The sequence below is a fragment of the Mycobacterium sp. 1165178.9 genome (genome assembly GCF_001673555.1).
GTDB lineage: Bacteria > Actinomycetota > Actinomycetes > Mycobacteriales > Mycobacteriaceae > Mycobacterium.
Genome location: NZ_LZMB01000579.1, coordinates 1 through 20216, shown reverse-complemented (window position 1 = coordinate 20216; position 20216 = coordinate 1). Strand labels below are relative to the sequence as shown.

The window sequence follows — 20216 nt, the reverse complement described above, 5'->3', positions numbered from 1 at the left end:
GGGCTGTACGCCGCGGCACTGGCCAGGGAATTGGCCGACGATTGCGGTGGCTTGCATACGCCGGCCCTGGCTTTTCCCGACCTGCCCGGAGCAGGTGGGGCCGCCGCCGCCCCCACCGGTGTTCGTGTTGGTGGTCGTCGCGCTGACACTCGCCGGGTTCGCGGTTGCCCAGTCCGTGGGGATCGCCCCGGCCTGGGTGGCGCTGTGCGGGGCCGCGGTGCTGGCGGCGCGCAGCCTGCGGCACGGGCACACGTCGGTGTCCGACATCGCGCGCTCGGCGAACGTGTCGTTCCTGATTTTCGTCCTGGCGTTGGGCGTCGTGTTGCAGGCCGTCATGCTCAACGGCATGGACCGGGCGATGTCGGCGGTGCTGCCGTCGGGCTCGGGCCTGCCAGCATTACTCGCCATCGCCGCGATAGCCGCCGTGCTGGCCAACATCGTCAACAACCTGCCCGCCACGCTGGTGCTGCTGCCGTTGGTCGCGCCGAGCGGACCGGTGGCGGTTTTGGCGGTGCTGATCGGGGTGAACATCGGGCCAAACCTGACCTACGTCGGTTCGCTGTCGAACCTGTTGTGGCGGCGCGTGTTACGCCAGCACGACGTCGACGCCGGCGTCGGCGAATACACCCGCCTCGGCGTGTGCACCGTGCCCGCCTCGCTGGCGGTGGCGGTGCTGGCGCTGTGGGCGTCGGCGTGGCTCTTGGGTGTCTAGGGCGCCGGCGGGCCGCAGGGGCCCGATCGGATTATCGAGGCCAACTCCTCGCGCGACTGCGCCCCCACCCGCTGACAGGCCCGGTACACGTGGCCCTCCACGGTGCGCACCGACATCACCAGCGTCTCGGCGATCTCGCGGTTGGACAATCCGGCCACCACGAGTTCGACGACATCGCGCTGCCGGCCCGACAACTTCAGGCCGGTCGGAGTGTGCAGCGCCGGCGTATGCAAGCCACCGCAATCGTCGGCCAATTCCCTGGCCAGTGCCGCGGCGTACAGCCCGCGGCGGCGTTGTTGGTGTTCGTCGAACACCACCGACGCCTGCGCCGCGGCGTCGGCGGCCGCGACGCGATCGCCGATCCCCCGGTACGCCGCCGAGGCCGCCAGCAGGCCCTCACCATCCTTGGCCGATAACGCCTCCGCATGCGATGCGACGGCGGCGGCCAGCGGCAGCGACAACACTCCGGCCAGCTCCCGCGCCCGCACCGCCTGAGAGGCATCACCCCATTGCGCCGCCGCCTGGATACAGGCCAGCTCGTGCGTGGGCTGGCCGCGATCGCGGGCAAGCCGCGCCGCCTCCTTCACGCCCGCCACGGCCTCGGCCAACCGGCCGCTCGCCGCCAGGGCCCACCCGTCGGCCAGTGACAGGCCGGTGTGCATGAACAGGAAGTCGACGGGCACGCATGACCGCGCCGCGGTCACCGCGTCCTTCGCTTCGTCGGCCTGCCCGAGCTTGGCGTGCGCCTCGGCCAACGCGAAGTAGCTCGCCGGGCGTAAACCCGTTGTCACATAGAGTATTTGAACTCCGGCCACCGCCTCGTGCACCAGCCGGGCCGCCTCGGCGACGGCGCCGCGGGCCAGCTCGGCGTTGCCCGACAACAGGGCGAGGTTCGCATACGCCAGCCCAGGAATGTCACGGGACGAGTCGGCCAGTTGCCGCGCCGTGCTCACAAATTCATCGATCCGACCGGTCAGCCGGCACGCACGCCCGTAGACGGCGCCGAACCAGAACCGCATATGCGACGCCTGAAACGAGGTCGTCGCCCGCCGCAGCGTCTGCTCGGCCACGTCGGCGAGCTCATCGACCTGACCCAGCGCCCCCATAGCCATGATCAGCGCGAGCGACGCCATCATCGCGTGGAAACCGGGCAGGTCGGGAAAAGCCAGGGCAGCCCGGGCATTCGCGGCCGCGGCCTCACAGCGCGCCGCCACCGCGTCCAGGCACGCCTGCACCGCCAACCGCTCGGCTCGCTGGGCCGGCGTCTCGGAATCAACCGCCGCAAGACCCTCGAGGATCTCGGCCGCTTCTCTAGGCTTGAAGAGGTGCCAGATCAGGTTGGCCGCCCGCACGGTCGCCCAGTGATGGGCGTCGGGCAGGTCACCGTCGGCCATCTCGCGCAGCGCCGCCTCGGCCTGCTCGCCCCGCCCGAGCAACGCCAGGTTCATGGCCCGCACCCCCGCTGCCCCGGGCGCACCGGCCTGAGCGGCCGCGGTGGCGAAGCGGTCGGCCAGATCGAGATCCAACAGGGTCATCGCATGCCGCGCCGACTCCAGGTACAGCGCGGGGTCGGGATCGAGGTCGGACTCGAGACGCAGCAGCGCGCGGCGCACCGTGGCCTGCATGTCGGCGTCGCCGTCCTTGCCCAGCCGCGTCGCCAACCTGCCACGGATCTCCGACAGGTACAGCTCGCCGGCGCCCGCGCGGCGAAGCTCACCGAACAACGGATGGGCGAGCCTGGCCGTCAACCCGGCGCCGGTGCGTTCGATGTTCACCAGCCCCATCCGCTCGGCTGCGGCCAGGTCGCTGCGCCGGGCCAGATCGCACAGCACCTCTACGGCCAGCGGCTCACACTGCGACAACGTGTCGATCACCGTCGCCATTTCCGGGCTGAGTCGACCCATTTGGCGGCCCACTGTGTCGGACAGGCTTTCCGAGACGGCAACGTCGCCGTCCCACATCCACACCCCGGCCGTTTTGCGCATCCGTCCCGCGGCCACTTGATCGGCCACCAGCTGCCGCAGGAACAACGCGTTGCCGCCGGTCAGCTTCTGGAACCGGTTTGCGCTGCGCGCATCGACCGGGCCGTCCAGCTTGCTTTCGATGACTTCGCGCGTCTCCGCCGCCGAAAACGGTCTGAGGTCAAGCCTTTCCAGCAACCCGTCTTTCCACAGCGCTGTCACCGCATCGGGCTCGTCGCTGCCGCTGCGGACGGTGACCACCAGCCGGACCCCACCGGACTGCGCCAGCTGGTGGACCACGAGCGCGGACAGGCCGTCCAACAGGTGCGCGTCATCGATCCCCACCACCACGCGGCGCTGACGCTGTTGCGCGACAAACGAATTGATCACTCGTCGCACATCGGTCAGCGGATCCGACTGTGCCTCGTTCATCGCCTCGGTCATCACGCCGATGAACGCCCCCAGGGGCAGCGCCTGTGCCGAGTCGGTGCCGACGATCCACCGGGTCCGTTCACCCGACGCCTCGGCGCGCCGCAGCACTTCGTGGGCGAGCCAGGTTTTACCCACTCCGGCGGCTCCGGCGATCACAACGCCCCGGTGGGCGCCGCCCGGACTCAGGGCGCGGCGAATAATCCCCCATTCGCTGTCACGCCCGGTCAGCGTCTCGGCGCCGATCACTCGGCGACTATAACGGCGCGCAAGCGTCGAACGCGAGGCTTTGACGGTGTTTTGGTGGCCTTACGTGTAGCCGCCCAGCAGCAATGACGTAGTCGACTACGCTGTCGGCCCCGTTTCCGGACCATGAGCATGGCTTTTGTCAGATAAGCGCTCAGCACAGGTGGTGGGTTATGGCAAAGGTCGGCAGTCACGCGTTGGTATTGGGAGCGAGCATGGCGGGTCTGGTCGCCGCGCGTACTCTCAGCGAGTTCTTCCACACGGTCACGGTGGTGGAGCGCGATCCGCTGCCCGACATCCCGCCCGAAACCGCCGCCGCCCGCCGCGGCGTGCCACAGGGTCGCCACCTCCATGCCCTGCTGCCTCGTGGCGCCCAGGTAGTCGACCAATTTTTCCCCGGCGTCCTGGATGAGATGGCCACCAATGGTGCGCATTACCTGGATGGCCGCGACCTCTCGCAGCTGTACTACAACCTGGGCGGGCACCTCATGGTGCGCACCGGCGGGGCCCCCTCGTTCGCCGCCTATCTCGCCACCCGGCCCTTCCTCGAGGAACACGTCCGCGCGCGACTGCGCCGCATCGTCAACGTCACGCTGCTCGATGAACACGACATCGTGGACCTGACCACGACGACGGACCGCCGCCGCGTCACCGGCGCTCGGGTCGTCAACCGCCGGACCCGTGAGGACACCACGCTGAGCGCCGACCTGGTGCTCGATGCCACCGGGCGCGGTGCCCGTACCCCGGCATGGCTGAGCGCCATGGGCTACGAGCGCCCACCCGAGGTCCACGTGCCGGTGCACCTGACCTATGCGAGCCAATGCCTGCGCATGGCGCCCGACGCGCTGCACGAATTCGGCTTCGTCGTTGGACCGGTGCCGGGCCGGCCGCGTGGGCTGGGCATGCTGCGTACGGAGAACGACACCTGGATGTTCACCGTTTTCGGAGTAGCGGCCCACGCGCCGTCGTCGATAGACCTGATATCGATGTGCGAGTTCGTCTGGGACTGCGCACCGCCCCACCTGCTGGCCGCGGTCCTGGCCGCCGAACCCATCGGGGAGCCCACCCGGCACAATCAGCCGTCCAGTCAATGGCGCCGCTACGACAAGATGCAACGCTTCCCCGAAGGCCTGCTGGTCATGGGCGACGCGATCTGCAGCTTCAACCCGATCTACGGCCAGGGCATGACGGTCGCCGCGCTGGAGGCAGTGGCGCTGCGTGACTGCCTGTCCGGCGGCACAAAGGATTTGGCGCGGCGATTCTTCCGCGCCGCCGCCGCTCCGATCCGTCAGGCGTGGGAGCTGTCGGCCAACCCCGATCTGTGCCTACCCGAAATCGAGGGCACCCCACCGCTGCTCACCCGACTACTCAACGGGTACCTCGATCGCATACTCACCGCGACCGAATACGACCCCGTCGCCGTGGATCGCTTCGTCAAGGTCACCGCGCTCATCGATCCCGCTACCCGGCTGCTGCGCCCGGACATGATGTGGCGGGCCGCCTTGGCCAACCGCCGCCGACCGCGCCGCGGCGACGAGCAGCCGGCTCGCGCGGACGACGACTTGGCGGGCAGCGTAGCTCCCTAGCCGCGCCGGTAGGACGGCGGCAACGGCATCGCCAGTTCGGCGAGCACGCCGCGCAACACTGTCGGGAAGTCGGTGATGACGCCGTCGACGCCGAAGCCGATCTGCTGACGCATGGCGGCGGCGTCGTTCACCGTCCAGGGAATCACCTTGAGCCCCAACGCGTGTGCGTGGTCGACGTAGGGCTTGCCGGTGACCAGCCGGTAGTCCGGTGCGGCGACGCTGGCGCCCACCGTCCGCGCGCCGGTCAGGGGATCGCCGATGAGCGCGGGGTTCAAGCCGGCCAGCCACGGCGAGTTCGGCGCCCAGGTGTGCTCGTCGTACAGGGCCACCAACGGAATCGACGGCTCGGCCCCCCGCACCAGCGGCAGGGTGCGCCAGTCGAAGCTCTGGATCTCTACGCGGTCGACCTTGCCCGCAGACCTGACCGCGCCCAGTATCACGTCGACGAACTCCTGCGGTTCGCCGGATGTGCCGGGCTGATCGGCCTCCACTTTGGTTTCGATGTTGTAGCGAATCGCATCGGCGCGGTAGGAGTCCGCGAGCGCGAACACCTGCGGCAGCGTCGCTATCTTGTTGCCCCACACCACTTCGGCCCGAGGGTAGTCACTGAGCAGACGCCCACAGTCCAGGGTGTCGACCTGCGCCAGGGTGAGCTCGTGCACGAGCTTGCCGACGTAGGGATATTGCGGATCACCGTCGAACACGGGCGCGGTGTCGGCGCACTTCTCGGGCTGGATCGTTGGGTCATGCCACACCAGCGGCTGCCCGTCCTCGGTGAGGACGACGTCGAGTTCCAAAGTGCTGACGCCCAATTCGAGGGCCTTGGCGAACGCTCGCAGGGACTCCTCGGTGGTCTCCCCACGCCCGCCGCGGTGCGCCTGCAGGTCGAAATCGGGTGATTGGGCGCGGGCGAGGACGACAGGCCACAGCGCGACGGCCAGCAGCACCACCAGCACGGCATGAAGGCGCGCGGGCGGGCTGGGCACCCGGGTTAACCCCTGCGCTGGCGCGTGATTTCGGCGAGCACCACCCCGGCCGCCACGGACGCGTTCAGCGATTCGGTGTTCTGAGCCATCGGGATGGACACCACTTCGTCGCAGTTCTGTCGCACCAGGCGCGATAGTCCCTTGCCTTCCGAGCCCACGACGACCACCAGCGGATCGGTGCCGTCGATGTCGTCGAGCAAAGTGTCACCGCCGGCGTCCAGCCCGACCACCCGCAACCCGCGGCCGGCCCAATCCGTCAGTGTCCGGGTCAGATTCGTGGCGCGCGCCACCGGGATGCGGGCCGCGGCCCCGGCGCTGGTGCGCCACGCCACCGCGGTCACCGAAGCCGAGCGTCGCTGCGGGATCAGCACCCCGTGGCCGCCGAACGCCGCCACCGAACGCACTATGGCGCCCAGGTTGCGGGGGTCGGAGATGTTGTCCAGCGCGACCAGCAGGGCCGGCGGCGAGGCGATCGCGGCGGCAACCAGATCGTCGGGGTGGGCGTAGTCATAGGGCGGCACCTGCAACGCGATCCCCTGATGCAGATGGTTGCTGGTCATCCGGTCCAAATCGGTGCGCGGCACCTCGAGGATGGAGATTCCCAAATCGGCTGCGCGGGTTACGGATTCGGTGAGACGCTCATCGGCTTCGGTGCCCAGCGCCACGTAGAGCGCGGTTGCCGGCACCCCGGCACGCAGGCACTCCAGCACCGGGTTGCGGCCCAGTACCGTCTCGGATTCGTCGGTGCGGCCCCGCGCCGGCCGACGGGCCTGGGCCTTGGCGCGCTTGGCGGCCGGATGGTTGGGGCGCATATGCGCGGGCGGGGTGGGGCCACGTCCCTCCAGGCCGCGGCGGCGCTGACCCCCCGAACCGACGGTGGGGCCCTTCTTGGTGCCCTCTTTTCGAATCGCCCCACGGCGACGCGAGTTGCCGGCCATCTACTTGTCGCGTTTTTCATCGTGGGCCAAAAGCTCCCACTGCGGGCCGTCGGCGGTGTCGGTGACCTCGATGCCGGCGTACTTGAGCCGGTCGCGGATCTCGTCGGCGAGCGCCCAATTGCGTTCCTCGCGCGCCTTTTGCCGGTTCTCCAGCTCCGTCTGGACCAGCACGTCGACGGCGGCCAGCGCCGCCGACGTCTCGTCGCGGGTTTCCCAGCGTTCGTCGAGGGGGTCGCAACCCAGGATGCCCATCATCGCGCGGATCGCGCCGGCATGTTGCAGCGCGCCTTCGTGGTCGCCGGAGTCCAGGGCCCGGTTGCCTTCCGCACGGGAGGCGTGCACTTCGGCCAGCGCGGCCGGCACGGCCAGGTCGTCGTTGAGGGCCTCGGCGAACTTCCGCGTCCACTGCCCGGGCTCGACGCCACCCACCCGCACCCGCACTCGATGCAGGAACTCCTCAACGCCGACATAGGCTTTCACCGCGTCCTGCAGGGCGACCTCGGAGAATTCCAGCATCGACCGGTAGTGGGCGCTGCCCAGGTAGTAGCGCAGTTCGGCGGCGCGCACGCGCTGCAGCAACGCCGGTATCGCCAGCACGTTGCCCAGCGATTTGCTCATCTTCTCGCCGCCCATGGTCACCCAGCCGTTGTGCAGCCAGTAGCGAGCGAATCCGTCGCCGGCGGCGCGGCTCTGGGCGATCTCGTTTTCGTGGTGCGGAAAGACCAAGTCCATTCCACCGCAATGGATGTCGAATTCCGGGCCGAGATAGGTGCGGGCCATCGCCGAGCATTCCAGGTGCCAGCCAGGGCGCCCTCGTCCCCACGGCGAGGGCCACGACGGCTCGCCGGGCTTTTCGCCCTTCCACAGGGTGAAGTCGCGCTGATCGCGTTTGCAGGTCGCGACGCCCTCGCCCTGATGGACGTCGTCGATCTTGTGCCCGGACAGCTGCCCGTATTCGGGATAGCTGAGCACGTTGAAGTAGACGTCACCGCCGGCGGCGTAGGCGTGATCGGTTTCGATCAGCCGTTCCATTAATTCGACCATCTGGGTGATGTGCCCGGTGGCTCGCGGCTCGGCCGACGGCGGCAGCACGTCCAGTGCGTCATAGGCGGCGCTGAAGGCGCGCTCGTACGTGGCCGCCCACTCCCACCACGGCCGACCCGCGGCCGCCGCTTTCGCCAGAATTTTGTCTTCGATGTCGGTGACGTTGCGGACGAAGGCGACGTCGCAGCCCCGGGCGATCAGCCAGCGGCGCAGGATGTCGAAGGCCACCCCACTGCGGACATGGCCGATGTGCGGCAGGCCCTGGACGGTGGCGCCACACAGGTAAATGGAGACGTGACCCTCGCGCAACGGAATGAAATCACGCACGGCACCGGCTGCCGTGTCGTGTAGCCGCAAGCGGGCGTCATCGGTCACGACGTGCCAGCTTACCGGGTACATTCCCGGCGCCCGGCGCTGCGCGGCCTTAGCGGGTGGCGATCACCAGCGCGGTGGCGATGGCGGCGATGCCCTCACCGCGTCCGGTCAGCCCCAACCCGTCGGTCGTCGTCGCCGAGACGGAGACGGGCGCGCCCAGCAATTCCGAGAGCACCCGCTGCGCCTCGTCGCGGCGTGGACCGACCTTCGGCCGATTGCCGATGACCTGTACGGCGGCGTTGCCGATCCGAAAGCCTTGATGCGACGTCAGATCGGCGACATGGCGGAGCATGTCGGCACCACTGACGCCCTTCCAGCGCGGATCGTCGACCCCGAATACCGCGCCCACGTCGCCCAGCCCGGCCGCCGACAACACCGCGTCGCACAGCGCGTGCGCCCCGACGTCGCCGTCGGAATGTCCGGCACAGCCGTCGGCGTCGGCAAAGAGCAGACCCAGCAGCCAGCACGGCCGCCCGGGTTCGATCGGGTGCACGTCGACGCCGAGTCCGACCCGTGGAAAGGGATCCGGCGCGTTCACCCGCGGACCACGGTCTCGGCCAGCAACAAATCGAGCTGGGTGGTGATCTTGAAAGCGAGCGGATCGCCCTCGACTACCTGGACCTGGCCGCCGACGTGCTCGACCAGTGACGCGTCGTCGGTGAAACCGGGCTTCCCGGCCCCGGCGCGGTAGGCACGGGACAGCAGATCGGTCGCGAAGCCCTGCGGAGTCTGCACGGCGCGCAGGCCGGCGCGCTCCGGCGTCCCCAGGACCACCCCGTTGGCGTCCACGGCCTTGATGGTGTCATGCAGGCGCAGCGCGGGCACAACGGCGTCGTGACCGGCGCGCAGCGCCGCCACCACGCGGGTGATCAGCGCCGGGGGCGTCAGCGCCCGCGCGGCGTCGTGTACCAGCACGTACTCAGACCCCGCGGGCAGGGCCGCCAGGGCCAGGTTGACGGATTCGGTGCGGTCCGGGCCACCCGTGACGACGGTGACCATTCCGGTGCCCACGTGATCGCCCAGGAGCCGCTTGGCCTCGCCGATACGGTCGGCGGGGACCGCAACCACGACATGATCGACGACCCCGGATTCCAGCAGACCGGCGACGGCGCGCTGCAGCAGCGTGCGGCCGTCGACCAAACAAAATGCCTTGGGAATTCCCGCGGCGAGTCGTTCACCCAACCCTGCGGCGGGGACGACTGCGACTACTTTGCCTGAGGTGCCCGTCTCCGGGGCCACCGAGTGTCAGGACCTTCAGGAAGCGGCGGCCAGAACCTCGTCGAGGATGGTCTCCGCCTTGGCGTCGTCGGTGCTTTCGGCCAGCGCCAACTCGCCGACCAGAATCTGGCGGGCCTTGGCCAGCATCCGCTTCTCGCCGGCCGACAGACCACGCTCCTGGTCGCGACGCCACAGGTCGCGGACTACCTCGGCGACCTTGTTGACATCGCCGGACGCAAGCTTTTCGAGATTGGCCTTGTAGCGGCGTGACCAGTTCGTCGGCTCTTCGGTGTGCGGCGCGCGCAGCACCTGGAAGACCTTGTCGAGACCTTCTTGTCCGACGACGTCGCGGACACCGACGTACTCAGCGTTGTCAGCGGGAACTCGAACGGTCAGGTCGCCCTGCGCCACCTTCAAGACGAGATACTCTTTTTGCTCCCCTTTGATGGTGCGGGTTTCGATCGCCTCGACTAACGCAGCACCGTGATGAGGGTAAACAACGGTGTCGCCGACCTTGAAGATCATCTGATTCGAGCCCCTTTCGTTACTTCATCCTAACACGGCCACCTAACTACGCGCGAAGCAACGATGCAGGTCAGGGGCACAACACGCGAAGATTAGGGGTTGACATGCGGATCAAGTCGTGCAGTGCAGCACCTTACCAACGCTCCCGGAGCCGCCCGGCGGCGGCCTTGAAAACAGCTCTTTCCGTGCTACTGCGCAGGTCTGGCGCCCCGCGCTATCGCGCGCCAGGCCTTGCTACTACTGTGCATAGTTGCATTAGTCGAACCGGCTCAGCAGGAGGCTTGAGAGAGTGAACCGCTTCAAGATCCGCCTCGGCCTGCCCGCGCTCGCCGTCGCCGGCGCGCTGGCCGTCCTGGCCGCTTCGCTCACCGGTTGCGGAGCCGGTCAGGTCTCCCAGATGGCGGTCCAGGAGCCCGCCATCAACGGCAATAAGGTCACGTTCAACAACGTGGCGCTGCGCAACATTCGGATCCAGGCCAGCCAAACCGGCGACTACCTGCAGCCGGGCCGGACCGTGGACCTCGTGCTGGTCGCCGTCAACCAGTCGGCGACGACCGCCGACAGGCTGGTCGGCATCACCAGCGACATCGGCACGGTGACGATCAGCGGCGACGCTCGACTGCCCGCCGGCGGATCGCTGTTCGTCGGCACCCCGGAGGGCGAGAAGGTGGCACCGGGTCCGGTCGGTTCCAACACCGCGGCGGCCAAGGCGACGGTCAACCTGGCCAAGCCCATCTCCAACGGCCTCACCTACAACTTCACCTTCAACTTCGAGAAAGCCGGGCAGGCCACCGTCGCCGTGCCCATTTCGGCCGGGCTGAAGCCGCCGCAGGAAAACCAAGCGGGGTAACCGCCTGTCGTGACGCGGGCTTGTCGTAGCGGCTCGATACCGTCATGGCGTGGCAACAGCGCGCTCCCAGTACCGGTGTTCGGAATGCCGGCATGTCACCGCGAAGTGGGTGGGCCGCTGCCTCGAGTGCGGCACCTGGGGCACCGTTGACGAGGTCCCGGTTCTCAGTGCGGTCAGCGGCCGTCGTAGCGGCCTGGCGATGGCCTCGCCGGCCGTGCCCATCACCTCCGTCGAGCCCAATGCCAGCCGGCACCGCTCGACGGGTGTAGACGAACTCGACCGGGTGCTCGGCGGCGGCGTGGTGCCCGGCTCGGTCACCCTGCTGGCCGGCGATCCTGGTGTGGGTAAGTCGACGCTGCTCCTCGAGGTCGCCCATCGCTGGGCGCGATCCGGCCGCCGAGCGCTATACATCTCCGGTGAGGAGTCCGCGGGCCAGATCCGGCTGCGCGCCGACCGCATCGGCTGCGGCAGCGACGAACTTTATCTGGCCGCCGAATCGAATCTGCACACCGTGCTCGAGCACATCGCCACCGTCAAGCCCGCGCTGGTGATCGTGGACTCGGTGCAGACCATGTCGACCACCGAGGCCGACGGGGTGGCCGGCGGCGTCACGCAGGTGCGCGCGGTCACGTCGGCGCTGACCGCGGCGGCCAAAACCAATGGGGTCGCGCTGATCCTGGTCGGGCACGTCACCAAGGACGGGGCCATCGCGGGCCCGCGGTCCTTAGAACATCTGGTCGATGTGGTGCTGCACTTCGAGGGCGACCGCAACGGCTCGCTGCGCATGGTCCGGGGGATCAAGAACAGGTTCGGGGCCGCCGACGAGGTCGGGTGTTTCCTGTTGCACGACAACGGGATCGAGGGCGTCGCCGACCCGTCGAACCTGTTCCTGGATCAGCGCCCGGCCCCGGTTCCCGGCACCGCGATCACGGTGACGCTCGACGGGAAGCGGCCGCTCATCGGTGAGGTGCAGGCACTGCTTGCCACGCCGGCGGGCGGCTCGCCGCGCCGCGCGGTCAGCGGCATCGACCAATCGCGGGCCGCGATGATCACCGCGGTGCTGGAAAAGCACGCCAGGTTGCCCGTCGCCGCCAACGACATCTACCTGTCCACGGTCGGCGGCATGCGGCTGACCGACCCGTCGTCGGACCTGGCGGTCGCCGTCGCACTGGCCTCCGCGCTCGCGGACCTGCCGCTGCCCACCACGGCCGTGATGATCGGCGAGGTCGGCTTGGCCGGAGACCTCCGGCGGGTCAGCGGCATGGAGCGGCGCCTGGCCGAAGCCGCGCGCCAGGGGTTTCGCATCGCGCTCATCCCCGACGGGGACGATCCCCGGCGCGAGATCGTGCCGAAGGGGATGCGCGCGCTGCGCGCACCCACCATCGTGGCGGCGCTGGAGCACATGATCGACATCGCCGGCCACCGCGGCGAAGCGCCCGCAAACTCGCGATCGCTAGACGCATCGCGCGTTCGGCCTGAAGAATGACCTTTTGTGACTCGTCCGACGCTGCGTGAGACTGTAGCCCGCCTGGCTCCGGGCACCGGGCTGCGTGACGGCCTGGAACGCATCCTGCGTGGGCGTACCGGCGCGCTGATCGTGCTCGGCAACGACGAGGCCGTCGAGGCCATCTGCGACGGCGGGTTCGCTCTGGATGTGCGCTACGCCCCCACCCGGCTGCGCGAGCTGGCGAAGATGGACGGCGCCGTGGTGCTGTCCACCGACGGCAGCCGCATCGTCCGGGCCAACGTGCAGCTGGTACCGGATCCGTCGATCGCAACCGACGAGTCCGGAACGCGGCACCGCTCCGCGGAGCGGGCCGCGATCCAGACCGGCTACCCCGTGATCTCGGTGAGCCACTCGATGAACATCGTGACGGTGTACGTGGGCGGCGAGCGCCACGTGGTCGCCGACTCGGCGACCATCCTGTCGAGGGCCAACCAGGCTATCGCCACCCTGGAGCGCTACAAGATCCGGCTCGACGAGGTCAGCAGGCAGCTCTCGCGCGCCGAGATCGAGGACTTCGTCACCCTGCGTGACGTCCTGACCGTGGTGCAGCGGCTCGAGTTGGTCCGCCGGATCGGCGAGGTGATCGACAACGACGTGGTGGAACTGGGCACCGACGGCCGCCAACTGCGCCTGCAGCTCGACGAACTGCTGGGCGGCAACGAGGATGCCCGCGAACTGATCGTGCGCGACTATCACGCCAGCCCGGAGCCGCTGTCCGAGGCGCCGGTGTCGGCCACGCTCGACGAGCTGGACGCGCTGTCCGATACCGAGCTGCTCGACTTCACCATTCTGGCAAAGGTTTTCGGGTATCCGACGACCACCGAGGCGCAGGATTCGGCGGTCAGCCCGCGCGGCTACCGTGCGCTGGCCGGCATTCCCCGGCTGCAGTTCGCCCACGCCGACCTACTGGTTCGCTCATTCGGGACGCTGCAGAACGTGCTCGCAGCGAGCGCCACCGACCTGCAGTCGGTCGACGGCATCGGCGCGATGTGGGCCCGCCATGTGCGGGAAGGGCTGTCGCAGCTGGCCGAGTCGACGATCACCGACTCATTGAATTAGGTGCGCGCTGAGGTGGGTGGCCTTAGCCGGCCGGCGGCGCGGGCACCGGCGGCGCCTCCGGCTGGGGCACGGCGCCGGGTTGGCCCGGTCCGGGCACCGGACCCGGCGGCGGTGGCGGCTGGTTCAAGATGAAGGGGACCGGCATCGAGCGCAGATTGCCCAGCTGCACGACGAGGTTGTAGGTGCCCGGCCCGATCGCCGGCCGCGGTAGCGGGCAGTGCGGGGCCGAACCCATTCCCGTCCACGTCACCGCGGTGGTGACCTGCTCGCCCGGTGTGAAGGTTTTGATCAGCGTCTCGTTGGACGGGGCGCAATCCAGGTTCGACCACAGCCGCTTGTTGTCCAGCGAATAGACGTAGGCAGCCAGCACCGCGGCGCCGACGTCGCGCTTGCAGGCCACCAGCCCGATATTGGTGACGACCATGGTGAACTTGGGCTGGTCACCGATGAAGTACTGCGGCGCGTTGGTCAGGCCCTTGACCGCCAGCGTCGAATCGGGGCAGTCGTCGCCCTCCTTCAGGATCGGTGGCGGCTGCACCGCGGCGGTGGGGGTCGGGGTCTCGGGGTTCTGCCCCTGCGCCGGCGGCACAACCGGAGCGGGACCCTCGGAACCCGGGGGTGGGGGCGCCTGCGGCGCGGGCGATACCGGCTTGTTCTGAGCGGCGGTGGCTTTGTCGGCGCTGGCGGGCTTGGCTCCCGCGTTATGTCCCATGAACGCGATGACGACGGCGGCCACTATCCCGATCACGACGACCGCGATACCAATGGCCAGGCCTCTGCGCCGCCAATAGATCTCGGTGGGTAGCGGGCCACGCGGTTCCAGATCGAGCACGTTCGCAGCGTAGGCCCAGGTCACATCGATTCGGCTGACCCGCCTCGGCGTGTCGCCAGGTTTGCTGGGCAACCGGCGTGTAGTGGCGCTGAGGAACGCCACCCACGGGCGCAATGTTGAGCGCTATTCGCCTATGTCCCCGGCGTGGTCGCACAACTCCGCCCGCCCGTCCGCAAGGTGGTAGGTGACCCCCGCCACCGCGACGGTGCCCGCGGCCACCCGCTCGGCGATGATCGCCGACCGAGACGTCAGTTGCGCAACGGTTTCGCACACGTGCCGCTTCTCAAACTCGTCGACGCGGCTGAGGCCCTCGCGCCGCCCCATCAGGATCGATGGGGCCACGCGTTCCACCACGTCGCGCACGAAACCGCCCGGTATCGTGCCATCGTCGATCGCGGCCAGCGCCGCCTTGACGGCGCCGCAGCTGTCGTGACCCAGCACGACGATGAGCGGTACGTTCAGCACCGCCACGGCGAACTCGATGGAGCCCAGCACCGCCGAATCGATGGCCTGCCCGGCGGTGCGCACCACGAACATGTCACCCAAGCCCTGATCGAAGATGAGCTCGGCGGCCACGCGGCTGTCGGCGCAGCCGAACACGACCGCGCTGGGGCTCTGACCCCCGGCCAGGCTCGCTCGATGCTCAACACTTTGGCTAGGATGCTGCGGCTCACCCGCGACGAATCGCTCGTTACCCTCTTTGAGTGACTTCCACGCGGTTACCGGACTGGTGTTAGGCATGGCTGACATCATGCCGCATTCGCCGGTTGCGGGCCCCGATTTCATATCCGTCACCAATCTTGTTCACTGGTACGAAAGTTCGCGCCGCGATCTGCCGTGGCGCGAACCCGGGGTGAGCGCCTGGCAGATCCTGGTGAGCGAATTCATGCTTCAGCAGACGCCGGTATCGCGGGTGCTGCCGATCTGGACGGATTGGGTGCGGCGCTGGCCGACGGCGTCGGCGACGGCCGCCGCCAGCGCCGCGGACGTGCTGCGCGCCTGGGGCAAGCTGGGCTACCCCCGACGGGCCAAGCGGTTGCACGAGTGCGCAATCGTGATCGCGCGCGATCACGGCGACCGGGTTCCCGAGGACGTCGACACCCTGCTGACCCTGCCGGGAGTCGGTAGCTACACCGCCCGCGCGATCGCTTGCTTCGCGTATGGCCAGACGGTACCGGTGGTGGACACCAACGTGCGCCGGGTGATGGCCCGGGCGGTGCATGGCCTGGCCGACGCGGGCGCACCGTCCGCGACGCGCGACCACGCCGACGTGTCGGCGCTGCTGCCCGAGGACGGAACCGCACCGAAGTTCTCCGTCGCGCTGATGGAACTCGGCGCGACGGTGTGTACGGCGCGCGCGCCGCGCTGTGGGCTGTGCCCGCTGGGCCGATGCGCGTGGCGGCACGCCGGTTACCCGCCCGCGCAGGGCCCGGCACGCCGGGTTCAGACCTACGCCGGGACGGACCGTCAGGTTCGCGGCCGGCTGATGGATGTGTTGCGCGCCCACGATTCTCCGGTGACCCGCGCCGACCTGGACGTGGCGTGGCTGACCGACACCGCACAGCGCGACCGGGCGCTGTATTCGCTGCTTGCCGATGGCTTGGTGACGCAGACGCGGGACGGCCGGTTCGCGCTGGCCGGTGAGGAGTAGCCCGTCAGGCCGGCGAGCGCGGCGCCGCCAGAAACGCCTCGACCGCGTCGCGGTACAGCTGGGGCGCCTCGTCGTGAATCAGGTGACCGGCTTCCGGGACCTTCAAATATGTTGTCGTGAAGCCGGTTTCGGCCATCTCTTGCATCTGCCCCGGCGGGGTGACCGAATTCCCGGCCTCGATCAGCAGTGCGGGGCAACGCACCGCGCGCCACTGGGTCCAGTAGTCCCGCGTGCCCCATTCGGCGGCGATCTCGATCCACCGTGCGGTGTGACCGTGCAGCCGCCAGCCGGTTTCGGTGCGGTCGAACGCCTCCAGGAAGTACTGGCCGGCGATCGGCCCGAATTCTGCGAAAACCTGTTCGGCGGAGCCGAATTCGACGGGCAGGGCGTGCAGCCACGGTTCCCAGGGCCCCGTGGTGCGGCCGCGGAAGTCCGGCGCCATGTCCTCGAGCACGAGCGCGGAGACCAGCTCTGGCCGCTCGGCGGCCATGCACCATGCGTGCAGGGCGCCCATCGAATGCCCGACTATCCTGACCGGAACCTCCAGCGTGCCCACCACGTCGGCCAGGTCGGCCACGAACCGTTCGGTGCTGATGGGGTACGGATCTTCGACGTCGCGGCCCCGATGCCACGGCGCGTCGTAGGTGTAGACGGTGCTCAGCCGGGTCAGCCACGGCAGTTGCCGCGGCCAGGTGGTCCCCCGTCCCATCAGGCCGTGTAACAGCACCAGCGGCGCGCCCTCTCCCCCGTGGCAAGTCAACAGATGGCTGGGCATAGCACCATCTTGCGTGCACCGCCCTGGGCCCGGGCACGGGGAGGGGCGAGGTAGCCTAGCGGCATGTCGCCAGTGGTGAAGATCAACGCAATCGAAGTACCCGCCGACGCCGGCCCGGAGCTGGAGAAGCGATTCGCCCACCGGGCGCACGCCGTCGACAACCAGCCCGGCTTCCTCGGCTTTCAGCTGCTCCGCCCGATCAAGGGCGAGAACCGCTACTTCGTGGTGACCCAGTGGGAGTCCGAAGAGGCATTCCAGGCGTGGGCGCAGGGGCCTGCCATCGAAGCGCACTCTGGAGAGCGGGCGAAGCCGGTGGCGACCGGGGCCTCGCTGCTGGAATTCGAGGTTGTGATGGACGTTGCCGGCAACAAGCAGGCTGGCTAGCCGGTTATCGGCCAGGCGCCGCGCGTGGGCGCTGAGCGCGGCCGCCGCACTGGTAGTGACATTGGCGCCCGGTTGCGCCCCCAACCCCTCCCCGCAGGCGAACGCGGCGAATCCGGGACGGCAGATCGATACCCGCACCCCGCCCGGGATCAGGGCCCAGCAGACGCTGGACATGCTCAACTCGGACTGGCCCATCGGCCCGGTCGGGGTTGGCACGCTCGCCGCGCCCGACAAGGTCGAGTCGGTGGAAACCACCATGGAGGCGCTGTGGTGGGACCGTCCGTTCACGCTCGACGGCGTCGACCTCGGCGCGAGCGTGGCGACCCTGCACCTGACCTCTTCCTACGGCGCCCGACAGGACATCCGGATCCACACCGACGACGGCGGTTGGGTGGATCACTTCGATCTCGACACCCAGGCGCCCACCATCGGCTCGTGGCACGACATCGACGCGGCGCTGGGCAAGACCGGTGCGCGCTACTCCTATCAGGTCGCCAAGGTGAACGACGGGCATTGCGACCCGATGGCCGGCACCAATACACACGAATCCTTGCCGCTGGCATCGATTTTCAAGCTGTATGTGTTGCACGCGCTGGCGGGCGCGATCAAGGACGGGACGGTATCCTGGGATGACCAGCTGACGGTCACCGACAAGAGCCGGGCGGTCGGCTCGTCGGGGCTGGCTTTGCCTGCCGGAGCGCACGTTTCGGTGCGCACCGCCGCCGAGAAGATGATCGCCACCAGTGACAACATGGCGACCGACCTGCTGATCGAGAAGATGGGCACGCACGCCATCTCCGAAGCGCTGGTCACAGCGGGCCATCACGACCCCGCCAGCATGACCCCATTCCCCACCATGTACGAGTTGTTCTCCGTCGGCTGGGGCAGGCCGGACCTGCGCAGCCAATGGGAACACGGATCGCCGCAAGTCCGCGCGCAGCTGCTGAAGCAGGCGAATTCGACGCCGTATGACCCGGATCCCATGCGGGCCCACTCGCCGGCGTCCTCCTACGGTGCGGAGTGGTACGGCAACGCCGAGGACATCTGTCGGGTCCATGCGGCGCTGCAGGCCGACGCGGTCGGCAAGGCCGCGCCGGTGCGCGAGATCCTCTCCGCGGTCGCGGGTATCCAGCTCGACCACAACGTCTGGCCGTATATCGGCGCGAAAGCCGGTGGCCTGCCGGGTGATCTGACGTTCAGCTGGTATGCCGTCGATAAGGCGCAGCAGCCATGGGTGGTGAGCTTTCAGCTGAACTGGCCGCGCGATCACGGGCCGACGGTGACCGGATGGATGCTGAAAATCGCCAAGCAGGCCTTCGCGCTGATCGCCCCGCGCTGACGTTTACAAGCGCAACGCCCAACGGCCTTCCCGGAAGTGCATCACGACGCGGCTGGCCGGCCGGACATCGATCCGCCAAAACGACGCCGGCGTGATGTCCAGGGCCGCCACGATCGCAGCCCGGATCACCGCCGGGTGCGTCACGGCCACCGTACGTAATGGGTTGGCGGTCAACGACTCCAGCCACCGCGCAACCCTGAAGATCAGGTCGGCGATCGACTCGCCGCCGTGCGGTGCGGCGCCCGGTTGGCTCAGCCAAGCCTCGAGTTCATCCGGTGGCAGGCCCGCAAGCGCCTCGCCGCGCCAGCGCCCACAGTCGAGGTCGGCCAATTGCGGCTCGGTTTGAGATTGCAGGCCAAGCAGTTTCGCGGTCTGCAGGGTGCGCTGCTCGGGTCCGGACAGCCACCGCTGCGCGGCAGCGGCGACGACTTCCAGCGCCTCAACCTGGCGGCGGCCGATCGCGTTGAGCCGTTCGTCGGCGGGAAAACGCCCGTCCGCCATGGCGTCCGTCATGCCATGCGAGAGCAGGGTAAGCCGGACGACCCCGGTCACGCCGCGATACTCGACGCCTGCCGCGTCCGCACCGCAAGCAGCCGTCCGCTGATCGTCGCGAACACCAGACCGATGGCCGCCCACAGCACCAGCTGTGTGGCCAGCGACAGCAACCTGAACTCGTAGAGGACGTCGGCGGGAAATCCCGGATAGATGATCGTCCCCGCGGCGTCGCGCAGCGGTTCGGGTGTCTCGTTCACGGTCGGCAGCAGCACCGCCACCACCACGATCACCACCAGATACGCTCCGGTCGCCAGCAGTCCCGCGTTCCACGCCCCGAACCGGGGGGCGAGCCGCCGCGCCAGCCATACCGCACCGATCGCCAGCACCACCGACAACAGCACCATCACCAGGTACCAGCCGGTGCGCGCTCCGATCGTGTCGGCCTGCCCGACGGCCGGTGGGTTCGGCGGGTATTTCACGAACGGCACCACGTACACCGCCCCGAACGCGCCGGCCGCCAACAGCAGCGAAAGCCGCTGTGGCTGGGCCACTTCGACCCGCCCATGCACGACGCTGAACAGCACGGCGAACAGCGCTCCCATCGCGAGGCCGAAGATCAGCACACCGAATCCCAGCCCGGGGCCCGATTGCACGCCGCGGGTGAACAACTCCGCGCCGTGCTCGTGCACGCCGCGGGCGTTCTCGGCGTCGGTGCGGCCTTCTTCAAAGGAGATCGCGCGACCAATGACGGGCTCGGCGCACACGCGGGCGAAAACGAACGCCAGCACCGCGCCGACAGCACCCGCCAAAAGACCGCCCCCGATTAGGCGTTTCTCCACGAGGCGCGGTCAGTGGCAGGGGAAGCCGAGTAGGTGCCGTGCGTCGTGCATGAACTCGTGCACGTGCGAATCGCTGCCGAACAGCGAGACGGCCCCCTGGTCGACGCCGACGAAGTACAGCGCCAGCAACGCGAGGAAGACGGTCGCCGCCAACCAGAGTGCGGTGCGCGCCGCGGACAGGTCGACCGATCGGGTGCGGCTCCCGGTTAGCTGCGGGTGGGACACAATCGACTCCTTCTGGGGATAACGCGTCCCCGCTGGGTATGACGAGCATCGGGTCTGACTTTTGACAGTGGCGCGACCGTTCTGGATTTTCACCAGATTCCGTTACACGTCGATGACAACGGTCAGTGTAGGGGGCAGCGAAAACGGGCGGTAGTCCGAGATCGACTACCGCCCGTTTTCCGTTGTTCGCTACTGGACGTCCGGCCCCGGGTCACCGGCGCTGTGCGCCCCGGCTTTCGC

General features: G+C 68.8%; 21 protein-coding genes. 8 read left to right on the top strand and 13 right to left on the bottom strand.

Annotated elements, in window-relative coordinates; translation table 11 throughout:
• Positions 1–712 (top strand): ArsB/NhaD family transporter (locus A5652_RS24915; RefSeq protein WP_304441786.1); only part of this gene is annotated, 712 nt, incomplete at its 5' end.
• On the opposite strand, the gene A5652_RS24910 is transcribed toward A5652_RS24915, so the two are convergent.
• A complete protein-coding gene (locus tag A5652_RS24910; protein WP_067358362.1) occupies positions 709–3351 on the bottom strand; it encodes a LuxR family transcriptional regulator in 2643 nt (880 codons plus the stop codon). The two genes, A5652_RS24915 and A5652_RS24910, sit on opposite strands and share 4 nt — an antisense overlap.
• A gap of 170 nt (positions 3352–3521) precedes the next feature.
• On the opposite strand from A5652_RS24910, the gene A5652_RS24905 reads away from it, so the two are divergent.
• On the top strand, positions 3522–4934 hold the full coding sequence (locus A5652_RS24905) for an NAD(P)/FAD-dependent oxidoreductase (protein ID WP_067358360.1): 1413 nt from the start codon (positions 3522–3524) through the stop codon (positions 4932–4934).
• Here the strand turns inward: A5652_RS24905 and A5652_RS24900 are convergent.
• Genes A5652_RS24900 through carD form a run of 6 tightly spaced genes read right to left on the bottom strand, consistent with a single transcriptional unit; the run spans position 4931 to position 10020 of the window.
• Positions 4931–5890: a glycerophosphodiester phosphodiesterase gene (locus tag A5652_RS24900; RefSeq protein WP_369805871.1), complete on the bottom strand. Its 960-nt coding sequence runs from the start codon at positions 5888–5890 to the stop codon at positions 4931–4933. The two genes, A5652_RS24905 and A5652_RS24900, sit on opposite strands and share 4 nt — an antisense overlap.
• A 35-nt stretch (positions 5891–5925) precedes the next feature.
• Positions 5926–6858 (bottom strand): 23S rRNA (guanosine(2251)-2'-O)-methyltransferase RlmB, encoded by a 933-nt coding sequence (gene rlmB / locus A5652_RS24895; RefSeq protein WP_067358356.1) that lies wholly within the window; start codon positions 6856–6858, stop codon positions 5926–5928.
• Positions 6859–8277, bottom strand: a complete 1419-nt coding sequence (cysS, locus tag A5652_RS24890; protein WP_067358363.1) for a cysteine--tRNA ligase — start codon at positions 8275–8277, stop codon at positions 6859–6861.
• Positions 8278–8326: 49 nt separating this feature from the next.
• Positions 8327–8815 carry a 2-C-methyl-D-erythritol 2,4-cyclodiphosphate synthase gene (gene ispF, locus A5652_RS24885; RefSeq protein WP_067358353.1) on the bottom strand — a complete coding sequence of 163 codons (489 nt, stop codon included), beginning with the start codon at positions 8813–8815 and terminating at the stop codon, positions 8327–8329.
• A complete protein-coding gene (gene ispD, locus A5652_RS24880; protein WP_067358351.1) occupies positions 8812–9516 on the bottom strand; it encodes a 2-C-methyl-D-erythritol 4-phosphate cytidylyltransferase in 705 nt (234 codons plus the stop codon). The genes ispF and ispD overlap by 4 nt, the downstream gene beginning before the upstream one ends.
• Before the next feature lie 15 nt (positions 9517–9531).
• Complete coding sequence (carD, locus tag A5652_RS24875) at positions 9532–10020, bottom strand: RNA polymerase-binding transcription factor CarD (RefSeq protein WP_007166539.1); 489 nt, start codon at positions 10018–10020, stop codon at positions 9532–9534.
• A 289-nt stretch (positions 10021–10309) separates the two neighbouring features.
• Here carD and A5652_RS24870 point away from each other — a divergent pair, with 289 nt between their 5' ends.
• Genes A5652_RS24870 through disA form a run of 3 tightly spaced genes read left to right on the top strand, consistent with a single transcriptional unit; the run spans position 10310 to position 13436 of the window.
• Positions 10310–10870, top strand: a complete 561-nt coding sequence (locus A5652_RS24870) for a hypothetical protein (protein WP_067358349.1) — start codon at positions 10310–10312, stop codon at positions 10868–10870.
• A 49-nt stretch (positions 10871–10919) separates the two neighbouring features.
• Positions 10920–12356, top strand: coding sequence for a DNA repair protein RadA (gene radA / locus A5652_RS24865; protein WP_067358346.1), 1437 nt, complete (start codon positions 10920–10922; stop codon positions 12354–12356).
• A 6-nt stretch (positions 12357–12362) separates the two neighbouring features.
• Positions 12363–13436: a DNA integrity scanning diadenylate cyclase DisA gene (gene disA, locus A5652_RS24860; protein WP_067358344.1), complete on the top strand. Its 1074-nt coding sequence runs from the start codon at positions 12363–12365 to the stop codon at positions 13434–13436.
• Positions 13437–13458: 22 nt separating this feature from the next.
• Here disA and A5652_RS24855 read toward each other — a convergent pair whose 3' ends face one another.
• Positions 13459–14268 (bottom strand): hypothetical protein, encoded by an 810-nt coding sequence (locus A5652_RS24855; RefSeq protein WP_156745529.1) that lies wholly within the window; start codon positions 14266–14268, stop codon positions 13459–13461.
• 123 nt (positions 14269–14391) lie between these two features.
• Positions 14392–15009: a carbonic anhydrase gene (locus tag A5652_RS24850; protein ID WP_067358340.1), complete on the bottom strand. Its 618-nt coding sequence runs from the start codon at positions 15007–15009 to the stop codon at positions 14392–14394.
• On the opposite strand from A5652_RS24850, the gene A5652_RS24845 reads away from it, so the two are divergent.
• The gene (locus A5652_RS24845) at positions 15008–15919 is read left to right on the top strand and encodes an A/G-specific adenine glycosylase (RefSeq protein ID WP_067358337.1); all 912 of its coding nucleotides are present in this window, start codon (positions 15008–15010) and stop codon (positions 15917–15919) included. The genes A5652_RS24850 and A5652_RS24845 overlap by 2 nt on opposite strands.
• A 4-nt stretch (positions 15920–15923) precedes the next feature.
• Here the strand turns inward: A5652_RS24845 and A5652_RS24840 are convergent, their stop codons facing one another.
• Positions 15924–16694 (bottom strand): alpha/beta fold hydrolase, encoded by a 771-nt coding sequence (locus A5652_RS24840; protein WP_067358336.1) that lies wholly within the window; start codon positions 16692–16694, stop codon positions 15924–15926.
• Between the two features lie 63 nt (positions 16695–16757).
• On the opposite strand from A5652_RS24840, the gene mhuD reads away from it, so the two are divergent.
• Together mhuD and A5652_RS24830 are read left to right on the top strand one after the other, a co-directional pair.
• Entirely contained in the window at positions 16758–17078 is a 321-nt protein-coding gene (gene mhuD, locus A5652_RS24835) for a mycobilin-forming heme oxygenase MhuD (protein WP_007772332.1), read from the top strand.
• Positions 17053–18417: a serine hydrolase gene (locus tag A5652_RS24830; protein ID WP_067358333.1), complete on the top strand. Its 1365-nt coding sequence runs from the start codon at positions 17053–17055 to the stop codon at positions 18415–18417. The genes mhuD and A5652_RS24830 overlap by 26 nt, the downstream gene beginning before the upstream one ends.
• 3 nt (positions 18418–18420) lie before the next feature.
• Here the strand turns inward: A5652_RS24830 and A5652_RS24825 are convergent, their stop codons facing one another.
• Genes A5652_RS24825 through A5652_RS24815 form a run of 3 tightly spaced genes read right to left on the bottom strand, consistent with a single transcriptional unit; the run spans position 18421 to position 19976 of the window.
• On the bottom strand, positions 18421–18969 hold the full coding sequence (locus A5652_RS24825; RefSeq protein ID WP_067358331.1) for a histidine phosphatase family protein: 549 nt from the start codon (positions 18967–18969) through the stop codon (positions 18421–18423).
• Positions 18966–19751 carry a CbtA family protein gene (locus tag A5652_RS24820; RefSeq protein WP_067358329.1) on the bottom strand — a complete coding sequence of 262 codons (786 nt, stop codon included), beginning with the start codon at positions 19749–19751 and terminating at the stop codon, positions 18966–18968. The genes A5652_RS24825 and A5652_RS24820 overlap by 4 nt, the downstream gene beginning before the upstream one ends.
• Before the next feature lie 9 nt (positions 19752–19760).
• A complete protein-coding gene (locus tag A5652_RS24815; protein WP_067358327.1) occupies positions 19761–19976 on the bottom strand; it encodes a CbtB domain-containing protein in 216 nt (71 codons plus the stop codon).
• Between the last annotated feature and the right edge of the window lie 240 nt (positions 19977–20216).